This window comes from Luteimonas sp. TWI596 (genome assembly GCF_039674105.1).
In the GTDB taxonomy this organism is placed as follows: Bacteria; Pseudomonadota; Gammaproteobacteria; order Xanthomonadales; family Xanthomonadaceae; genus Luteimonas.
In genome coordinates this window covers 240,185-258,519 of sequence record NZ_JBDJMU010000004.1, presented here as the reverse complement: position 1 = coordinate 258,519, position 18,335 = coordinate 240,185, and the positions used below count along the sequence as shown (strand labels likewise).

15 protein-coding genes and 1 pseudogene are annotated in these 18,335 nt (G+C 68.8%); 13 read left to right on the top strand and 3 right to left on the bottom strand.

Annotated features, from left to right (window positions below):
• Positions 1–195 precede the first annotated feature (195 nt).
• The 10 genes from ccoN (at position 196) to ABE487_RS05145 (ending at position 9,249) form a co-directional block, all read left to right on the top strand.
• Positions 196–1,674, top strand: coding sequence for a cytochrome-c oxidase, cbb3-type subunit I (ccoN, locus tag ABE487_RS05190; RefSeq protein WP_346445572.1), 1,479 nt, complete (start codon positions 196–198; stop codon positions 1,672–1,674).
• A complete protein-coding gene (ccoO, locus tag ABE487_RS05185) occupies positions 1,671–2,306 on the top strand; it encodes a cytochrome-c oxidase, cbb3-type subunit II (RefSeq protein ID WP_346445573.1) in 636 nt (211 codons plus the stop codon). The genes ccoN and ccoO overlap by 4 nt, the downstream gene beginning before the upstream one ends.
• Entirely contained in the window at positions 2,303–2,443 is a 141-nt protein-coding gene (locus tag ABE487_RS05180) for a CcoQ/FixQ family Cbb3-type cytochrome c oxidase assembly chaperone (RefSeq protein WP_183425495.1), read from the top strand. The genes ccoO and ABE487_RS05180 overlap by 4 nt, the downstream gene beginning before the upstream one ends.
• Entirely contained in the window at positions 2,440–3,381 is a 942-nt protein-coding gene (gene ccoP / locus ABE487_RS05175; RefSeq protein ID WP_346452656.1) for a cytochrome-c oxidase, cbb3-type subunit III, read from the top strand. The genes ABE487_RS05180 and ccoP overlap by 4 nt, the downstream gene beginning before the upstream one ends.
• Positions 3,378–3,674 (top strand): hypothetical protein, encoded by a 297-nt coding sequence (locus tag ABE487_RS05170; protein ID WP_346445575.1) that lies wholly within the window; start codon positions 3,378–3,380, stop codon positions 3,672–3,674. The genes ccoP and ABE487_RS05170 overlap by 4 nt, the downstream gene beginning before the upstream one ends.
• A gap of 193 nt (positions 3,675–3,867) precedes the next feature.
• Entirely contained in the window at positions 3,868–5,412 is a 1,545-nt protein-coding gene (locus tag ABE487_RS05165; protein WP_346445576.1) for a 4Fe-4S dicluster domain-containing protein, read from the top strand.
• Positions 5,412–5,909, top strand: a complete 498-nt coding sequence (locus tag ABE487_RS05160) for a FixH family protein (RefSeq protein WP_346452657.1) — start codon at positions 5,412–5,414, stop codon at positions 5,907–5,909. Before ABE487_RS05165 ends, ABE487_RS05160 begins: the two co-directional genes overlap by 1 nt.
• 7 nt (positions 5,910–5,916) lie before the next feature.
• A complete protein-coding gene (locus ABE487_RS05155; protein ID WP_346452658.1) occupies positions 5,917–8,313 on the top strand; it encodes a heavy metal translocating P-type ATPase in 2,397 nt (798 codons plus the stop codon).
• Positions 8,310–8,537, top strand: a complete 228-nt coding sequence (gene ccoS, locus ABE487_RS05150; protein WP_346445579.1) for a cbb3-type cytochrome oxidase assembly protein CcoS — start codon at positions 8,310–8,312, stop codon at positions 8,535–8,537. The genes ABE487_RS05155 and ccoS overlap by 4 nt, the downstream gene beginning before the upstream one ends.
• A complete protein-coding gene (locus tag ABE487_RS05145) occupies positions 8,527–9,249 on the top strand; it encodes a sulfite exporter TauE/SafE family protein (protein ID WP_346449540.1) in 723 nt (240 codons plus the stop codon). Before ccoS ends, ABE487_RS05145 begins: the two co-directional genes overlap by 11 nt.
• Positions 9,250–9,268: 19 nt before the next feature.
• On the opposite strand, the gene ABE487_RS05140 is transcribed toward ABE487_RS05145, so the two are convergent.
• Positions 9,269–10,225, bottom strand: coding sequence for a glutathione S-transferase family protein (locus ABE487_RS05140; protein WP_346449542.1), 957 nt, complete (start codon positions 10,223–10,225; stop codon positions 9,269–9,271).
• A 130-nt stretch (positions 10,226–10,355) separates the two neighbouring features.
• Between ABE487_RS05140 and ABE487_RS05135 the strand changes: the two genes are divergently transcribed.
• On the top strand, positions 10,356–11,315 hold the full coding sequence (locus tag ABE487_RS05135) for a glutaminase (protein ID WP_346452659.1): 960 nt from the start codon (positions 10,356–10,358) through the stop codon (positions 11,313–11,315).
• A gap of 45 nt (positions 11,316–11,360) precedes the next feature.
• Here ABE487_RS05135 and ABE487_RS05130 read toward each other — a convergent pair whose 3' ends face one another.
• Positions 11,361–12,719, bottom strand: coding sequence for a glycoside hydrolase family 16 protein (locus ABE487_RS05130; protein ID WP_346452660.1), 1,359 nt, complete (start codon positions 12,717–12,719; stop codon positions 11,361–11,363).
• Between the two features lie 543 nt (positions 12,720–13,262).
• On the opposite strand from ABE487_RS05130, the pseudogene ABE487_RS05125 reads away from it, so the two are divergent.
• Positions 13,263–14,090, top strand: a pseudogene (locus ABE487_RS05125) (D-hexose-6-phosphate mutarotase); the annotation flags it as partial.
• A 104-nt stretch (positions 14,091–14,194) separates the two neighbouring features.
• The gene (locus ABE487_RS05120; protein WP_346452661.1) at positions 14,195–16,318 is read left to right on the top strand and encodes a M13-type metalloendopeptidase; all 2,124 of its coding nucleotides are present in this window, start codon (positions 14,195–14,197) and stop codon (positions 16,316–16,318) included.
• A 603-nt stretch (positions 16,319–16,921) separates the two neighbouring features.
• On the opposite strand, the gene ABE487_RS05115 is transcribed toward ABE487_RS05120, so the two are convergent.
• Positions 16,922–18,226 (bottom strand): TIGR00366 family protein, encoded by a 1,305-nt coding sequence (locus ABE487_RS05115; RefSeq protein ID WP_346452662.1) that lies wholly within the window; start codon positions 18,224–18,226, stop codon positions 16,922–16,924.
• Between the last annotated feature and the right edge of the window lie 109 nt (positions 18,227–18,335).

Here is an 18,335-nt window from a genome sequence, read left to right as displayed (position 1 = left end):
ATCGGTCGCAGCGGGGGCGGCTATGGCGGACCGGCAAATGAATGGCCGACTGCCTATGATGGGCGTGTTCATGCCTCCCGACTGCCGGGCCATGGACGGGAGGGCACACCGCTCGCCAGGGGGCCTTGATCGAGATCAAGGTGAAGCGACATCACGGGCGCCTAACATTCCTCTATCCAAGAAAGGGGGCGGCGAATGCACGCCATGACTGAAACCTATAACGACAAAGTAGTCCGCCAGTTCGCGGTGATGACCGTGGTCTGGGGCATCGTGGGCATGCTGGTGGGGGTGATCATCGCCGCCCAGCTCTACGCGCCTGCGCTGAACTTCGAGATTCCGTGGCTGAGCTACGGTCGTCTGCGCCCGCTGCACACCAACGCGGTGATCTTCGCGTTCGGTGGCTGCGCCCTGTTCGCGACCAGCCTGCATGTGGTCCAGCGCACCTGCCATGTGCGCTTGCTGTCCGACAAGCTGGCCGCCTTCGTGTTCTGGGGCTGGCAGGCGGTCATCGTCGCTGCGGCAATCTCCCTGCCGCTGGGCCTGACCCAGGGCAAGGAGTACGCCGAGCTCGAATGGCCGATCGACCTGCTGATCACCGTGGTCTGGGTCGCCTACGCGGTGCTCTACCTGGGCACGATCGCCAAGCGCCGGGTCAAGCACATCTATGTGGCCAACTGGTTCTTCGCGGCGTTCATCATCGCCGTGGCGCTGCTGCATATCGTCAACAACATCGCAATTCCGGTCGGCCCGCTGAAGTCCTACCCGGTCTACAGCGGCGCGGTCGATGCGATGGTGCAGTGGTGGTACGGCCATAACGCGGTCGGCTTCTTCCTGACCGCCGGCTTCCTGGGCATGATGTACTACTACGTGCCCAAGCAGGCCGGTCGCCCGATCTACTCCTACCGCCTGTCGATCGTGCACTTCTGGGCGCTGATCGCCGTCTACATGTGGGCCGGTCCGCACCACCTGCAGTACACCGCGCTGCCGGACTGGGCGCAGTCGCTGGGCATGGTGTTCTCGCTGATCCTGCTGGCCCCCAGCTGGGGCGGCGCGATCAACGGCGTGATGACGCTCTCGGGGGTGTGGCACAAGCTGCGGACCGACCCGATCCTCAAGTTCCTGATCGTCGCGATCTCGTTCTACATGATCGCCACGTTCGAGGGACCGATGATGTCGATCAAGACGGTCAACTCGCTCTCGCACTACACCGACTGGACCGTGGGCCACGTGCACGCCGGTGCGCTGGGCTGGGTGGCGATGATCTCCATCGGCTCGATCTACGCGTTGATGCCGCGCCTGCTGGGCCTCAAGGAGATGTACTCGACCAAGTGGATCGACCTGCATTTCTGGCTGCACACCGTCGGCGTGGTGCTCTATATCGCTTCGATGTGGATCGCCGGCGTCATGCAGGGCCTGATGTGGCGCGCCACCAATGAGGACGGCACGCTGACCTACAGCTTCGTCGAAGGCCTCAACGCCACCTATCCGTACTACCTGGTGCGTCTGCTGGGCGGCATCGTCGTCCTGTCGGGCATGCTGCTGATGGCCTACAACTTCTGGAAGACCTACCGCCAGAGCCAGGTCGTCACGGCCGACCAGCCGGTGCTTCCGCCCGACATCTCCCACAACCCCGCCCCGGTGGCCGCGCAGGTCTCCGCAGGAGGCCAGGCATGAGCGGCGAGAACAAGAACGCGCACGAGAAGGTCGAAAAGAACGTCGGTCTGATGGCCGTGCTGATCGCGGTGGCAGTGTCGTTCGGCGGCCTGGCCGAGATCGTGCCGCTGATGTACCAGGCCGAGGCGATCGAGCCACTGCCGGGCGTGGAGCCGTACCCGGCGCTGGAGTTGGCCGGACGCGACGTGTATGTCCGCGAGGGCTGCTACAACTGCCACTCGCAGATGGTGCGCACGCTGCGCTTCGAGTCCGAGCGCTACGGCCACTACTCGCTGGCCGGCGAGTCGGTCTACGACCGGCCGTTCCAGTGGGGCAGCAAGCGGACCGGGCCGGATCTGGCCCGTGTCGGTGGCCGCTACTCCGACGACTGGCACCGGGTGCACTTGAACAACCCGCGCGACGTGGTGCCCGAGTCGAACATGCCGGCCTATTCGTGGCTGGCCAAGGCCACGCTCGACGGCGAACAGGTCAGCCGTCGCATGCAGGCCCTGCAGCGCCTGGGCGATCCCTACACCGACGAGCAGGTGGCGCAGGCCGCCGAGGACGTCTCGGGCAAGACCGAACTCGATGCCGTGGTCGCCTACCTGCAAGGCCTCGGCCGCCACGCCCCCAAGGGAGGGGACAGCCAATGATTTCCGGAATCGTCACCGCGATCCTGCTGCTGTGCTTCATCAGCGGCTGGGTCTGGGCGTGGAGCCCGAAGCGCAAAACCGAATTTGAGGCAGCCGCGCAGCTGCCGCTGGACGATGACGAGGAGCAGGGGTCATGAGCAACGCTTGGTCGTGGTATGTCATCGCCATCGTGGCGGTGAACATCGTCGGCTGCGTCTGGCTGCTGATCTGGACGTCGCGGCGCCGCCCCGGCGACCCGAAGCCCGATGACACCAGCCATGTCTGGGACGGCGACATCACCGAGTACAACAAGCCGCTGCCCAAGTGGTGGATCAACTTGTTCTACCTGACAGTGGTGTTCGCGATCGGCTACCTGATCTGGTACCCGGGCCTGGGCAACTTCGCGGGCACCAGCGGCTGGACGTCGGCGCGCGAGCACGATGCCGACAAGGCCCGCCGCGACGCCCAGCTCGAGGAGACGTTCGGCGCGTTCGCGGGCAAGCCCCTCGAGCAGTTGGCCGGCGACCCGCGCGCGATGGACCTGGGCCGTTCGATCTTCGTCAACACCTGTGCAGCCTGCCACGGCTCGACCGCGCAGGGCGCACCGGGCTACCCGAACCTGACCGACAATGTCTGGAACTGGGGCGGCGAGCCGGAGCGGATTCTCGAGACGGTGCTCGATGGCCGTCAGGGCATCATGCCGCCGCTGGGGTCGGTGCTGGCCGGGATCGGCGGCGATGTGGCGGTGACTCAGACGGCCGCCTATGTGCGGGCGCTGCGTTCGCCGGATCTGGAGCAGACGCTGAGCACCGACTACATGGCCGCGCGCGGCGAGCAGCATTTCCAGGGCCTGTGCGTGGCCTGCCATGGTGTCGACGGCAAGGGCAATCAGGCGCTGGGCGCTCCGAACCTCACCGCGCGCAACACCCTGTACCCGAACACGCTCGAGAGCATCCGCCAGACGATCAACGAAGGGCGGCACGGCGTCATGCCCGCGCATCGCGACCTGCTGGGCGAGACCCGCTCGCGCCTGGTTGCAGCCTATGTCTGGTCGTTGTCCAATCAGCCTGCAGCGGACACCACGGCACGCCAATGACGGATTTCACGGAACCGCGCTTCGACCACCCGCCACGTCCGCTGGCGCAGCGGGTAGGCGCGATTCTGTGGCCGAGCTTCTTTGCGGCGGGCGTGTGCACCATGGTGTTGTTCGCCTTCGTCGATCCCCTCGCGCTTCGCGACATGACCTTCCCCGATCTGCCGCTGTCGCGCGAGCTGGGATACACCCTCGGATTCTTCATGTTCTGGCTGGCGACTGCGGCCTCCAGCCTGTTCACATGGATCCTTCTGCGGCCTGCGAGCCGCTTCAACCGACCGTTGTCGCCGGACTGAGCCGGCGGTGATCGTCGACGCGGCGCGGCACCTGCGCGCTGCGACATCGGGTCGCATTCCGACGCCCTGACAGGGGCGGACAATAGCGTTCATCACCGAACGCGCACTGCGGTCGCACCCCTATCGGTAGCCAGATGAATCGCATCCAGCCCAAGTGTCCCTCGTCCATCGCACCGCATTCCGGAGCGACGACGTGAAGGGGTCGATCCCGCTCGAAGTCGTCGACGACGGCGGTTCTGTCTACCAGAGCGAGCGCAAGGTCTACCCGCGCGACGTGTCGGGCCGGCTCAACCGGCTGCGCGTGGCGGCGGTGTTCTGGCTGCTGGGCATGTTCTACCTGTTCCCCTGGCTGCGCTGGGATGGTCGTCAGGCGGTGCTGTTCGATCTGCCGGCGCGCAAGTTCCACGTCTTCGGTCTGACCTTCTGGCCGCAGGACTTTCTGTTCCTGGCACTGCTGCTGATCATCGCGGCGCTGGCGTTGTTCTTCTTCACCGCGCTCGCCGGGCGCCTGTTCTGTGGCTACGCCTGCCCGCAGACGGTGTGGACCGAGGTGTTCCTGTGGATGGAGCGCTGGACCGAGGGCGATCGCTCCAAGCGCATGAAGCTCGACGCCGGTCCCTGGACCGGCGAGAAGGTGATGCGCAAGGGCGGCAAGCACCTGATCTGGGCGGTGTTCGCGCTGTGGACGGGCTTTACGTTCGTCGGCTTCTTCACCCCGATCACCGACCTGGGCGCGCGCGCGGCGACGCTGTCGTGGGGCGGCTGGGAAACGTTCTGGGTGTTGTTCTACGCCTTGGCCACCTGGGGCAATGCCGGCTTCCTGCGCGAGCAGGTCTGCAAGTACATGTGCCCCTATGCGCGCTTCCAGAGCGCGATGTTCGACCGCAATACCCTGATCATCGCCTACGACCCGATGCGCGGCGAGCCGCGCGGTCCGCGCAAGCGCGCGCTGGGCAGCGTGCTTGCCCGCGGTCGTGGCCTGCTCGACAAACTGGTGGCCTACGACTACGTGTTCCGCGCCGGGCGCCACCCATCGGCGGCCAGCCAGAACGCGCAGGCGCGCGGCACCATCACCTGGGACGGCGATCTGGGCACGATCGAACCGTTGCCCAAGTTCGCGCCCGAGGCGTTGGGCGACTGCATCGATTGCACGATCTGCGTGCAGGTCTGTCCGACCGGCATCGACATCCGCAATGGCCTGCAGTACGAGTGCATCGCCTGTGGTGCCTGCATCGACGCCTGCGACAGCGTCATGGACAAGATGGGCTATCCGCGTGGCCTGATCCGCTACTCCACGCAGAACGCGATCGACGGCAAGGCCACCAAGGTGCTGCGTCCGCGCATCTTCGTCTACGGCGCGCTGCTGGTGGCGCTGTGCGTGGCCTGGGCGGTCGGCGTGGGCACCCGCAGCGACCTGATCGTGGAAGTGCTGCGCGATCGCAACGCGCTGTACCGCGACGCCGGCGATGGCAGGACCGAGAACGCCTACACCCTCAAGCTGGTCAACAAGTCCGATGCGGCGCGCGAGTTCCGCATCCTGGTCGAATCCGCGACGCCGGGCATCGAACTGCGCGACAATGCCCACGCCGTGCCTGCGCGTGCGGAGGAGGTGGTCTCGTTCCCGCTGGTGCTGGTGGCGCCTGAACAGGTGCGGGGCCGCCACGAGGTGCGGTTCGTCGTCGAGTACGGCGACGGCAAGCGCCAGACAGTCGACAGCAGCTTCTTTGGACCGATGTGATGAATGACAGCAAGCGCCCGCTGTGGCAGATCCCGGTGATGTGGCTGGTCATCGGCCTGCCGCTGGCCTCCATCGTCGCCGGCGTGGGGCTGGTGGTCATCGCCACGCGTTCGGGCGGCGCCGATGTCGTCAACGATGAGGTGCGCCGCGTCTCGCAGATCCAGACCACCGATCTCGGCCCGGACGCGAAAGCGCGGCAGTTGGGTCTCAGTGCGATCGTGCGGATCGACGAGACGATGGTCGAGGCGATCCCGGCGACCGGCGAGTTCCCGCGCGAGGCGCGCTTGCAGTTGCGTCTGCAGCATCCGACCCAGTCGCAGGACGACCTGACGCTCGAGCTGGCACTGACGGACACCGGGTGGCGCTCGACCACGCCGATCGACGACGGCCATGACTGGATCGTGCAGCTGGCGCCCCTGGATGGGACCTGGCGCCTGCAAGGTCGCCTGCCCAAGCAACAGCACGCCGCCCGCCTGGCGCCGTCGCTGCAGCCCTGATGCAGACGTGAACGCCGCTGCGCATCCCGCACCTGCGGGCTGCTTCCACTGTGGCGAGCCGCTGACCGCGCACGCCGTGCAGGCGCCGATCGACGGCGCCACGCAGGCGTTCTGTTGCGACGGCTGCGCGGCGGCGGCGCAATGGATCCGCCACGCCGATCTGGGCGATTACTACCGCCTGCGCAGTGCGATGCCCGCGCCGGTCGGCAACGAGGCGATCGACTTCGGGATCTGGGATCGCGAGGATCTGCTGCGCGAACACGCCAACCCGGTGCCCGGTGGACGCGCGCTCACCCTGCTGACCGACGGCATGCGCTGCGCGGCGTGCGCATGGTTGATCGATCGCGCGCTGCGCCGCGAGGCAGGCGTGCTCGATGTCACCGCCAACGCGGTGACCGGCCGCATCCGTATCGCCTGGGATCCGGCGCGCACGGTGCTGTCAAAGGTGCTGCAGCGGCTGGCCGCGCTGGGGTATCGCCCGTACCTGGCGGGTGGCGAGGCGCGCGAGCGCGCCCGGGTGCGTGAGCGCCGGCGCTGGCTGCTGCGTCTGGGCATTGCCGGCCTGGGCACGCTGCAGGCGATGATGTTCGCCGAGGCGCTGTACCTGGATTTCGACCAGCAGATGCCGCACGCCACGCGCGACTTCTTCCGCTGGATCACCTTCATGGTGTCGACCCCGGTGGTGTTCTATGCCGGCTGGCCGTTCCTGGCAGGCATGGCGCGCGAGCTGCGCCAGCGCCATGTCGGCATGGACACGCTGATCGCGACCTCGACCCTGCTGGCGTACCTGGCCAGCCTGTGGGAGACGATCCGCGGGGGGACCCATGTCTGGTACGACGCGGCGGTGATGTTCGTGTTCCTGCTGTTGGCCGCCCGCATGCTCGAGCAACGCGCGCGCAACGTCGCCACCGCCCAGGTCGATGCGCTGGCGCGTGCGCGGCCGTCGCTGGCGGTGCGCGAGCGCGCCGACGGCACGCGCGAGTCGGTGCCGGCCGCCGAACTCGTCGCCGGCGACATCGCCTGCGTCGCGGCCGGCGATGTCTTGCCCGCCGACGGCGTGCTGCTCGATGGTGAGGCGGTGTTCGAGGAGTCGCTGCTGACCGGCGAGTCGGCACCGGTGCGTCGCGTTGCCGGCGAGGCGCTCTACGCCGGCACGGTCTGCCGCGAGTGGCCGGTGCGGGTACGCGTGACCTGCACCGGCGCCGACACGCGCTTGTCGCAGCTGACCCGGCTGGTCGAACAGGCGCAGTCGCATCGGCCGCGCCTGGCGCGCCTGGCCGACGGCATCGGCAGCCGCTTCGTCGCCGGGCTGTTGCTGACCGCGCTGGCGGTCTATGTGGGCTGGCGCATCCACGATCCGGCGCGCGCGTTCGAAGTGACGCTGGCGCTGCTGGTGGTCAGCTGTCCCTGTGCGCTGTCGCTGGCGGTGCCCACGGCGCTGGCCACCGCGCACGGCGCGTTGGCCCGGCTCGGCGTACTGGCGACCCGGGCCGATGCCCTGGAGACGCTCGCCAGTGCGACCGACATGGTCTTCGACAAGACCGGCACGTTGACCGACGCGCGTCCCGAACTCGATGAGGCGACCGGCTTCGACGGTTTCGATCCGCAGCGTGCGCTGCGGATCGCGGCCGCGCTCGAGCGCGATGCCAATCATCCGATCGCGCAGGCGTTTGCGCATGTCGCTGCCGATGCCGCCGCCGAGGCGATGGCAGTGGTGCCGGGGCAGGGGGTGGAAGGCACCGTCGAAGGCGTCCGCTGGCGGCTGGGCCAGGCGGCGTTCGCTGCCGGGCGCGCAGACGATGGCGCGCTGTGGCTGGGCGATGGCCGCCGCGCGGTGGCCCGGTTCACGCTGCGCGAGCACGTACGCGAGGACGCGGCTGCCGCCCTGCAGGGCCTGCGTGAGCTGGGACTGGTGCTGCACCTGTCCAGCGGCGATGCGCAGGCGCCGGTCACGGCGCTGGCGGCGCGGCTGGACATCGAAGATGCGCATGCGCGCCAGACGCCGGAAGACAAGCTCACGCGGGTGCGCGCGCTGCAGGCCGAGGGCCGCACCGTGGCGATGATCGGCGACGGCCTCAACGATGCGCCGGTGCTGGCCGGCGCCGACGTGTCGATCGCGATGGGCGAGGGCGCATCGCTGGCCCAGCGCGCTGCCGACCTGGTCACCGCCGGGCCGACCCTGCGCCGTATCCCGGCGACGATCGCGGTGGCGCGGCGCGCCCGCCGGGTGATCCGGCAGAACCTGGGCTGGGCGCTTGCCTACAACCTGCTGGCGATCCCGGTGGCGGCGGCCGGACTGGTGACGCCGTGGCTGGCGGCGCTGGGCATGGCATTGTCGTCGCTGCTCGTCACCGCCAATGCGCTGCGCCTGACGCGGGTGCCGGCGACCGGAGAACCGAGATGAGAAGTCTGCTGTTGTTGGTCCCGATCAGCCTGGTCCTGCTCGGCATCGCGATTGCCGCGTTCGTCTGGGCGGTCAGGCGCGGCCAGTTCGACGACATGGACACCCCGGCGCTCGACATCCTGGTCGACGACGATGGCCGCGACGGCACCGCGCACACATCGGCCGGGCGGGACCCGGAGACAGCACCGACGTCTGCGCCGCAGGACCGGCCGCGTGCCGATTGACTGGCTGGTGGTGCTGGCCGCGCTGACCAGCGGCCTGCTCGGCGGCCTGCACTGTGCGGCGATGTGCGGCGGTATCGCGACCGGGTTCTCGGCCACATCCCCGACCGGTGGCTGGCCGCATGCGCTGCAGGTCAACCTGGGCCGCGTCGGTGGCTACGTGCTGGCCGGCGCGATCGTCGGCGGCTTCGGGCACGGCCTGGTCGGCGTGTTCGGCAACCCCTGGATTGGCTTCGGGCTACGCATGCTGCTGGGCGTGGCGCTGGTGCTGGTCGCGCTGCGGCTGTTCGGGCGCGGCGGCTTCGACCTGCTGCGCCGGCCGGGCGCGCGTCTGTGGGCCTGGCTGCAGCCGTTGCAGCGACGCCTGCTGCCGGCCGAGACCGCGCCGCGCCGGATCGCGTTGGGGATGGTGTGGGGCTGGTTGCCCTGTGGGCTCAGCCTGAGCCTGCTGACGGTGGCCTGGATGCAGGCCAGCGTGCCGGGCGGCGCGCTGACGATGGCCGCGTTCGGCCTGGGCACGTTGCCGGTGATGCTGCCGCTGACCTGGTCGGGCCAGCGCGTTGGCCGGTGGCTGCAGCGCCCGCGGCTGCGTGCGCTCGCGGCGTCGCTGGTCCTGGTGGCGGGCCTGCTGACGTTGGCAGGCCCGTGGTTGATGCAGGTGCCGGCGCTGCATGGGCCGTTGTCGGCGATCGGCTGCATGCCGCCGCCGCTGTAGCCGCAACGCGTCGGCGGCGTCAGCGCCCGAACGGCGGCACTGGCCCGGCGGGCACGATGCCGGTGGGATTGATCTGCCGGTGGCTCTGGTAGTAGTGCCGTTTGATGTGGTCGAAGTCGACGGTCGGCGCGACCGCTGGGTGGCGGTACAGGCGCTGAGTGTAGGCGAGCAGGGCGGGATAGTCGACCAGCCGGCGCAGATTGCACTTGAAGTGCCCGTGGTAGACCGCGTCGAAGCGCAGCAGCGTGGTGAACAGGCGCCAGTCGGCCTCGGTCAGTTGCTGGCCGCACAGGAACGGCTCGCCCGACAGCCGCAGCTCCAGCCAGTCGAGGGTCGCGAACACCGCCTCGACGGCCTCGTCGTACGCCGCCTGGCGGGTCGCAAAGCCCGCCTTGTAGACGCCGTTGTTGAGCCCGTCGTAGATGCGCGCATTGACCGCGTCGATCTCCTCGCGCAGGGCCTGGGGGTAGTAGTCGCCCTCGGCCGCGCCGACGCCGTCGAAGGCGCTGTTGAACATGCGGATGATGTCGGCCGATTCGTTGCTGACGATGGTGCCGCGCTGGGTGTCCCACAGCACCGGCACGCTGACCCGGCCGGTGTAGCGCGGGTCGGCGGCGGTGTAGAGCTGCCACACCGTCTCCGCGCCGTTGATCCGGTCGGGCACGACGCCCGGCGCCTGCGCGAAGGTCCAGCCGTCGTCGGCCATCAGCCAGTGGGTGACCGACAGGCCGATCATGTCCTGCAGGCCCTTGAGCTCGCGGAACAGGGTCGTGCGGTGCGCCCAGGGGCAGGCGCGTGCCACGTAGAGGTGGTAGCGCCCGGGTTCTGCGGCGAACCCGGCCGTTCCGGTGGGGCCGGCGCTGCCGTCGGCGGTGACCCAGTTGCGGAACTGCGTCTGCGGCCGGGCCAGGCGTCCGTCGCCGTCGACCAGTCCGTCATCGTCGTGATGCCAGCGGCCTTCGATCAGCATGCCCATCGTGCGGGGTCTCCAAGCGGTAGGCCTGCAGTGTGCCGCCTGCGGCATCAAGCGCGCGTGCCTGTCGGGCCGCGACCGGCGCTTGACGCATCGGCGCGCAGACTGCGCGCTTACCCGCACGAGCATGCCAATGCACAGCCCACCGCAGAACCCGCACGACCTCTCGCGCCACGACATCCCCGGCATTCTGGCGACGATCGATGCGGAGGTGCGCACGCGCTTCGATGCAGGCGAGGGCAAGGTCGCCGATTACATCCCGGCACTGGCGTCGGTGCCGCGCGCGCGCTTTGGCATGGCGGTCGCCACGCTCGACGGCGACGTCTACAGCGTCGGCGACGCCCAGATGCCGTTCTCGATCCAGAGCATCTCCAAGGTGCACACGCTTACGCTCGCCCTCGACGCGGCGGGCGATGCGCTGTGGAAGCGGGTCGGGCGCGAGCCCTCGGGCGATCCGTTCAACTCGTTGGTGCAGCTCGAACACGAGTGCGGCATTCCGCGCAATCCATTCATCAATGCCGGGGCGCTCGTGGTCGCCGATGTGCTGTTGTCGAAGTACTCCGACCCGGAGGCCGCGCTGCTGGCCTTCATGCGCGAGCGCTCGGGCAATGCCGAGGTCGGCCGCGACGAAGAGATCTCGACCTCGGAGCGCCGCAGCGGCTATCGCAACATCGCGCTGGCGAACTTCATCCGCAGCTTCGGCAATATCGAAAACGAGGTCGACGCAGTGCTCGACCTGTACTTCTTCCAGTGCGCGCTGCGCATGAACTGCGTGGATCTGGCGCGCAGCGTGCGTTATCTGGCCGGTCGCGGGGTGTGTCCGGGCACCGGCACGCGCGTGACCAGCGTCGAGCGCAGCACGCGCATCAATGCGGTGATGATGACCTGCGGCACCTACGATGCCGCAGGCGAATTCGCCTTCCACGTCGGCTTGCCGGCCAAGAGCGGGGTCGGCGGTGGCATCGTCGCGGTGGTGCCCAACGTGCTCAGCCTGTGCGTGTGGTCGCCGCCGCTCGACGACAAGGGCAACTCGCTGCTCGGCGGGTACGCGCTGCATCGGTTCACGCGGATGACCGGGCTGTCGGTGTTCTAGGGGCATCGCGCGCGCACCGCCCCTGGACGGTGCGCGCGATTGCGATCACGGGCTTTGGTAGTAGACGTCGTCGATGAACAGGTCGACCGGCTGGCCGGGGGCATCGCCGGCGAGCATGAAGAACTGCTTGACCGCGTGCAGGTCGAGATCGTGGAACGCGGAGAACGGGATGCTGACTTCGTGCCAGGCGCCGTCGCGGACCAGGCCGTACTGCTGGCCACCCGGTGCGAAGGGAATCCAGCTGTCGCCGAACGAGGTGTTGATGCCGACACGGAACGGTGCCTGGCTGGCAGTGCGCATGCGGAACTTCAGGCTGCCGCCGGCGTAGGCCCCCATGTTGCGCACGTCGGTGATGATGCCCAACCCGAACCAGTTGCCTGGGTTGGCGCGAAACGCCATCAGTTCGCTGCCCTCGAACGGCGCGGCGGCGATCGGCGTGAGGTTGTTCCACAGGAACAGGTCGGTGTTGCTGCCGAAATCCAGTGCGCCGGCCAGGCCGCTGCGCTCGGTGAACACCCCGAACTGGCCGGCCGGTGCGGCGTTGTTGCTGCCCAGGTACAACTCGCTGTCGGGATGGTCCTGATAGAGCCGGATCCAGTCGACTTCCATGCGCCCGGGCAGCGGCGCGGTGACGTCCTGCGGCGTGTGCACACCGGTGTAAGTGCCACCGACGGCGATGTTGAGCAGTAGGAAGTGCGGGGCGTGGAACTCGTGCACCTGCGGCCCTTCGACATCGGAGATGTCGAACTCGAAGTACTGCTGGCCGTCGATCGAGACGCGGATGAAGTTCGGGTCCCAGGTCAGCTTGTAGATATGGAAGTCCTGGTGCAGGGCGACCGGGCTGTCGTACACCGTGGCGTGCGAGGCGTGCGAGCCGTTGTAGTCCCAGTGCACGGCGGCCCCGATCCGGCGATTGGCCATGCCGTCGGCGATCGCCTGCGCCGAGCCGGCCTCCATCATGTCGATCTCGCCGCGCGCCGGCCATACCCCCACCGCACCGAGCATCCAGTAGGCCGGCCACACGCCATTGCCGGCCTCGGGAATCTTGATCCGTGCTTCGAGCGTGCCGTACTTGAACTGCACACGCCCCTCGGTCTTGAGCCGCGCCGAGGTAAACGGGCTGCCGTCGAAGTTCTCGCGCCGCGCCTCGATGATCAGGCGGCCGTTCTCGATACGCGCGTTCTCCGGACGGCTGGTGTAGTACTGCATTTCAGAATTGCCCCAGCCGCACAGGCCGATCTGGCACCCCGTGCCCACGTCGTAGGTCCAGGTGTTGCCATCGATCGACGGGCCGTCGAAGTTCTCCTGCCAGACGGGGGTCTGGGCATGGGCGGCGGGGGCGAACGTGGCGGCTGCGCCCAGGCAGGCGACGAGCGGCAGGGCGAACAGGCGTACGCGATCCATGACGGACTCCTTGCATTCGAAAGGGGAACGGCGCGGTGGGGACGGCCGGCGTCGAGCCTGCGTGTGCTTGACAGCGCTGTCAGCCATCTTGAAGCGGTGATGTCGCGTTCCGCGATCGGGGTCACGGATTGGCGTCGGCGTCGAGTGAAATCAGCACGGCGCGTGAGGCGAGCATGTTGCGCGGCAGCACAGGGATGCGCCGGTGCGCACGCTTCGCGCACCTGAGGGGCATCTCGCTGAGGCGCTGCACGGGCGCACGCAGCCCCGCTAAGCTGGGCGATCCGCCTTCCGTCCCTTACCCCAATGCCGATTCGTCTGTGGTTGCTGTGTTGCGGACTGCTCGCCGGATGCGCCGGCGGCAGTGCGCCGCGCGACCCGTCACCGGCGCAGGAGACCGTCTTGCCTACGACACCGTCCATCTCCGAGACCGCATTCGCCGTGCCCAGCGGCTATCCCGCTGCCGTCGCCGCGGCGACAGCGGCGGTGCCGCCCGCACTGCCTGACGTCGAAGGCCTGCGGCTGGGCCGGTATGCCGGCATCGAGGCGCTGCTGGTGGAGACGCCGCTGGCGACGGCTGCGATCGCGCTGCACGGCGGGCATCTGCTCTCGTATGTGCCAGCCGGACAGGAAGATGCGCTGTGGCTGTCGCCGTCGGTCAAGCCACTGCCGGACGCGATCCGTGGCGGCACGCCGGTGGTATGGCCGTACTTCGGCCGGCAGGGCCAGACCGGCGAGGTGCCAGCGCACGGATTCGTGCGCACGGTGCGCTGGCGGGTGCTCGCGGCCGCGCGTGCCGACGACGGCAGCGTCGCCATCGAACTGGCGCCGCCGGATTTCCCGGAGCTGGGTCTGCAACTGTGGATGACGCTGCGCATCGGCCAGGCGCTGGAACAGACGCTGGTGACCACCAACATCGGCCCGCGTCCGGTTGCGATCACCCAGGCGCTGCACACCTACTTCCGGGTCTCCGATGTCGCCCAGGTCCGCGTGTCCGGACTCGACGGCCTGACCTATCTCGACAAGAACGACGGCTACGCCGCGCATGTGCAGGCCGGAGACTGGCGATTCGACGATCCGCGCGATCCGAACCGCAGCGACCGCATCTATGGCGATGCGCCCGGACGCTACGTGCTCGACGATCCGGGCCTGGATCGCAGGATCGCGCTCGACGTTGCGGGCAGCCGGTCGCTGGTGGTCTGGAACCCGGGCGCCGCGGCCGCGGCGCGCATGGACGACATCGGCCAGGCCTGGCGCGGGTTTTTGTGTCTGGAGGCGGCCAACGCCGGGCCGGATGTCGTCGCGCTGGCGCCCGGCGCCACGCACCGCTTGACCCAGACCGTGCGCGTGCTTGCGGGCGCTGAGCGCGGGTGACCAATGGCCGGGGCGCGGCCGCAGCGTGCCCGGTATGCTTGGCAGTCGGCCGCCCGGCACTCGCCGTTGGCGGCATTCCGACCGTGTTTCGATGGAGATCGCGCTTGAAGAAGACCCTGCTGTCCGCGGCGACCGCCGTGGCGATGACGATGGCGGCCACCGCCGCCGCTCATGATCACCGCTGTCTCGAGGAGACCTGCACGTTGCAGGCGTTGTTTGCGAGCGAGCCCGGCGCCGGCGGCGCATCCACCGCTGGCGATCCCGTCGCCGCGCAGCGCATGGGCAGCTGGGGCATCGACACCGCGGGCATGGACACCTCGGTACGGCCAGGCGAGGACTTCTTCGGCTACGTGAGCGGCAACTGGGCCAAGACCACGCAGATTCCGTCCGATAAATCGAGCTATGGCGCGTTCCTGGTCCTGCGCGATCTGTCGGAGGCGCGCGTGCGTCAGCTGGTCGAGGGGTACGACGCGGCCGACACCGCGCATCCCGACCGCGCCAAGGTCGCCACGCTCTATGCCGGCTTCATGGACCAGGCCGCGATCGAGGCGCTGGGCGCCCAGCCGCTGGCGCCCAAGCTCGCCGCGATCCGCGCGGCCGGCGACAAGGATGCGCTGGCCAGGCTGATGGGCCAGAGCCAGGGCGACTTCGGTCGCAGCTTCTTCGGCCTGGGCGTGTCCGACGACCAGCGCGACCCCGACCGCTATACGCTGTACATGAGTCAGTCGGGCCTGGGCCTGGGCGATCGCGAGATGTATCTGCGCGAGACCTTTGCGCCGCAGCGCGAGCGCTATCAGGCCTACATCGCGCAGATGCTCGAGCTTGGCGGCTGGGCGAACCCGCAGCGCAATGCCGAAGCGATCCTCGCGCTGGAGACCAAGATCGCCGAGGCGCACTGGACGCGCGCCGAGAGTCGCGACCGCGACAAGACCTACAACCCGGTCGAGCTGTCGGCGTTCGCGACCACCGCGCCGGGCTTCCCGTGGGCCACGTACTTCGCCGCGGCCGGCGTGCCGCAGGCACCGCGCGCGGTGGTGCGTCAGAGCACCGCGATCCCGAAGCTGGCCGCGATCTTCGGCCAGACCGATGTCGCCACGCTGCAGGCCTGGCAGGCGTTCCACACCATCGACAACGCCGCGCCGCTGCTGTCGAAGGCGTTCTCCGATGCACGCTTCGAGTTCCGCAACAAGTTCCTGTCCGGCCAGCCCGAGGAGCAGGAGCGCTGGAAGCGCGGCGTGGCGTTCGCCGAGAACACGATGGGCGAGGCGATCGGCCGCGACTATGTCGCCCTGTACTTCCCGGCCGATTCCAAGGCCAAGATGGATGCGCTGGTCGCCAACGTGAAGGTGGCGATGGGCGCGCGACTGGAAAAGCTCGACTGGATGGGCCCGGCGACCAAGGCCGAGGCGCGCAGGAAGCTCGACGGGTTCGGCCTGAAGATCGGCCACCCGGACCAGTGGCGCGACTACAGCGGCCTGGAGGTCGAGCCCGGCGATGTGTTCGGCAATGCCGAGCGCTCGATGGCGTTCGAGTGGGACTACCGCCGCAACCGCCTGGGCAAGGAAGTCGACAAGGGCGAGTGGGGCATGACCCCGCAGACGGTCAACGCCTACTACAACTCGGTCAAGAACGAGATCGTGTTCCCGGCCGCGATCCTGCAACCGCCGTTCTTCGATCCCGAGGCCGATCCGGCGGTCAACTACGGCGCGATCGGCGGCGTGATCGGCCACGAAATCATCCACGGCTTCGACGACCAGGGCCGCAAGTCCGACGGCGAGGGCGTGCTGCGCGACTGGTGGACGGCCGAGGACGCGGCCAAGTTCGAGGCGCAGGCGGCCAAGCTCGGCGCGCAGTACGAGGCCTACACCTTCCCGCAGCTGCCGGGCATGCACATCAACGGCAAGGTCGCGATGGGCGAGAACATCGGTGACCTGGGCGGCATCACGATCGCGCTGGAGGCCTACCGTCGTTCGCTGGACGGCAAGCCGGCACCGCAGATCGACGGCTTCAGCGGCGAGCAGCGGCTGTTCATGGGCTGGGCGCAAGTGTGGCGCACGCTGTGGCGCGACGATGCCCTGCGCCAGCAACTGGTCAACGGCACCCATTCGCCGGGCCACATCCGCGCGTTCGCGCCGTTGCGCAACGTCGATGCGTGGTACGACGCATTCGACGTGCGCGAAGGCGATGCGCTGTGGATCGCACCCGAGGACCGCGTCCGGATCTGGTGATCGCCCGCCAGCGGTGACGGACCCAGAGCCGCCGGGCGATCCCCGGCGGCTTTTTCGTGTCCTTTCCTGCCCGCGCGCACCGATCCGATCGACGCCGTAAAAAGCCCTCCGCGTGCGGGAGACCATGCAGTCGCCGTCCCCCGCAAGCGGGGAGGGTTGGGAGGGGGCAACAGGCCGATGCGATGTCTTTCGCACTGTCGGCCAAGCCCCAGCCCCCACCCGACGCCTTCGGCGTCGACCTCCGCCCGCAAGCGGGGGAGGTGTGGCGCTATCCGATGCGTGTATCGATCCGATCGAGATCGCGGAGCAGCCTGCCCGCGTGCGGGAAACCACGGCGAAGCCCGCACCGCGTGCAGGGAACCACGGAGCAGCCCACACCGCGTGCAGGGAACCACGGAACAGCCCGCACCGCGTGCAGGGAACCGCGGTGAAGCCCTCCCCCGCGTGCGGGGGAGGGTTGGGAGGGGGCCCGCAGGTCGATGCGATGACTGTGGCCTGGGTCGCCAACGCCGCAGCCCCCAGCCGACGCCTTCGGCTGCAGGCGGGGGAGGTGGTGCGCCACTTCGACGTGTGGATCGATCCGGCACTGCGGGATGCGCTGCGTCAGGCGAGCAGCAGCACCGCGCTGATGATCACGCCCGATGCCAGCAGCAGCATCAGGCAGTAGCCCATGATGTCCTTGATCTTGAGTCCCGCGATCGCCAGCAGCGGCAACGCGAAGAACGGCTGCAGCATGCTCGTCCACGCATCGCCCCAGGCGACCGCCATCGCCACGCGCGCAAGGTCGGCGTCGAGCGCCTGCGCGGCGGGCACCATCACCGGCGCCTGCACCGCCCATTGGCCACCGCCGGACGGCACGAACATGTTGATCAGCCCGGCCGACAGGAACGTCCACAGCGGCAGCGTGGACGCGCTCGCGAACGAGACGAACCACTCCGACAGTGTGGTCGCCAGCCCCGATCCGACCAGAATCGCCATGATCCCGGCGTAGAACGGGAACTGCACCACGATGCCGGCGCCGCCCTTGATCGCTTCCTGCAGCGCGGCGAGCAGCCGGGCGGGCGTGCGATGCAGCACGATGCCCAGCATCAGGAAACCGTAGTTGACGATGTTGAGATTCAGGCCGCCACCGGTGGCGAAGTGGTCGACCAGGTAGACCAGACCGGCGGCACCGATCGCCAGCGACAGGATCCAGCCGTGCTCGAGGCGCATGGCCGGGGTGGCGTCGTGTGCCAGCGCCGGCGGCGCGGGATCGTCGGGCGGCGAAAAGAGCACCGCCTCGTCGTCGGCGGGCGTCATTGCACGGTTGATCAGTGGCACCGCGATCGCCAGCAGGGCGACGATCGTCAGGTTGAACGGCGCGAAGATCGTCTCACTGGTCGGGATCAATCCCATTGTGTCCTGCAGGAAATGGCCCTCGGTGGCGATCGTCAGCGGGATCGAACCCGAGAGGCCGCCGTGCCAGACGAGGAAGCCGGAGTAGGCACTGGCGACCAGCAGGCGGTAATCCACGCGCACATGGCGGGCGACCTCGCGCGCGAACAGCGCGCCGATGACCAGACCGAAGCCCCAGTTGATCCAGTTGGCCACCAGGGCCACCAGCGTGACCACGACGATCGCATTGCGCGGCGTGCGGCAGCGCGAGGCCAGCGCGGTGAGCGTGCGCGCGACAGGCGGCGTGCGCGCGAGGATGAAGCCGGTCACCAGCACCAGCAACATCTGCATCGAAAAGCCCAGAAGCTCCCAGAAGCCGTTGCCCCAATGGCGCACGAGGTCCAGGGGCGGTGTGCGTTCGATCGCGAGCGCGGCGCCGGCGGCGATCGCGGTGAAGATCAGCACAAAGACGTAGGCGTCGGGCAGATAGCGTTCGACCAGGCGGACGGACAGGCGCGTGGCGCGCTGGAACATGCGGGCGGCTCCGGAACACGGAAAAGCCGCCGAAGATACCCCGAATGGGCGACGCGACGCCCTGGGACGATGGTCGATACCCGGGCGTTGCACCGGCCGGCCGTGGCGC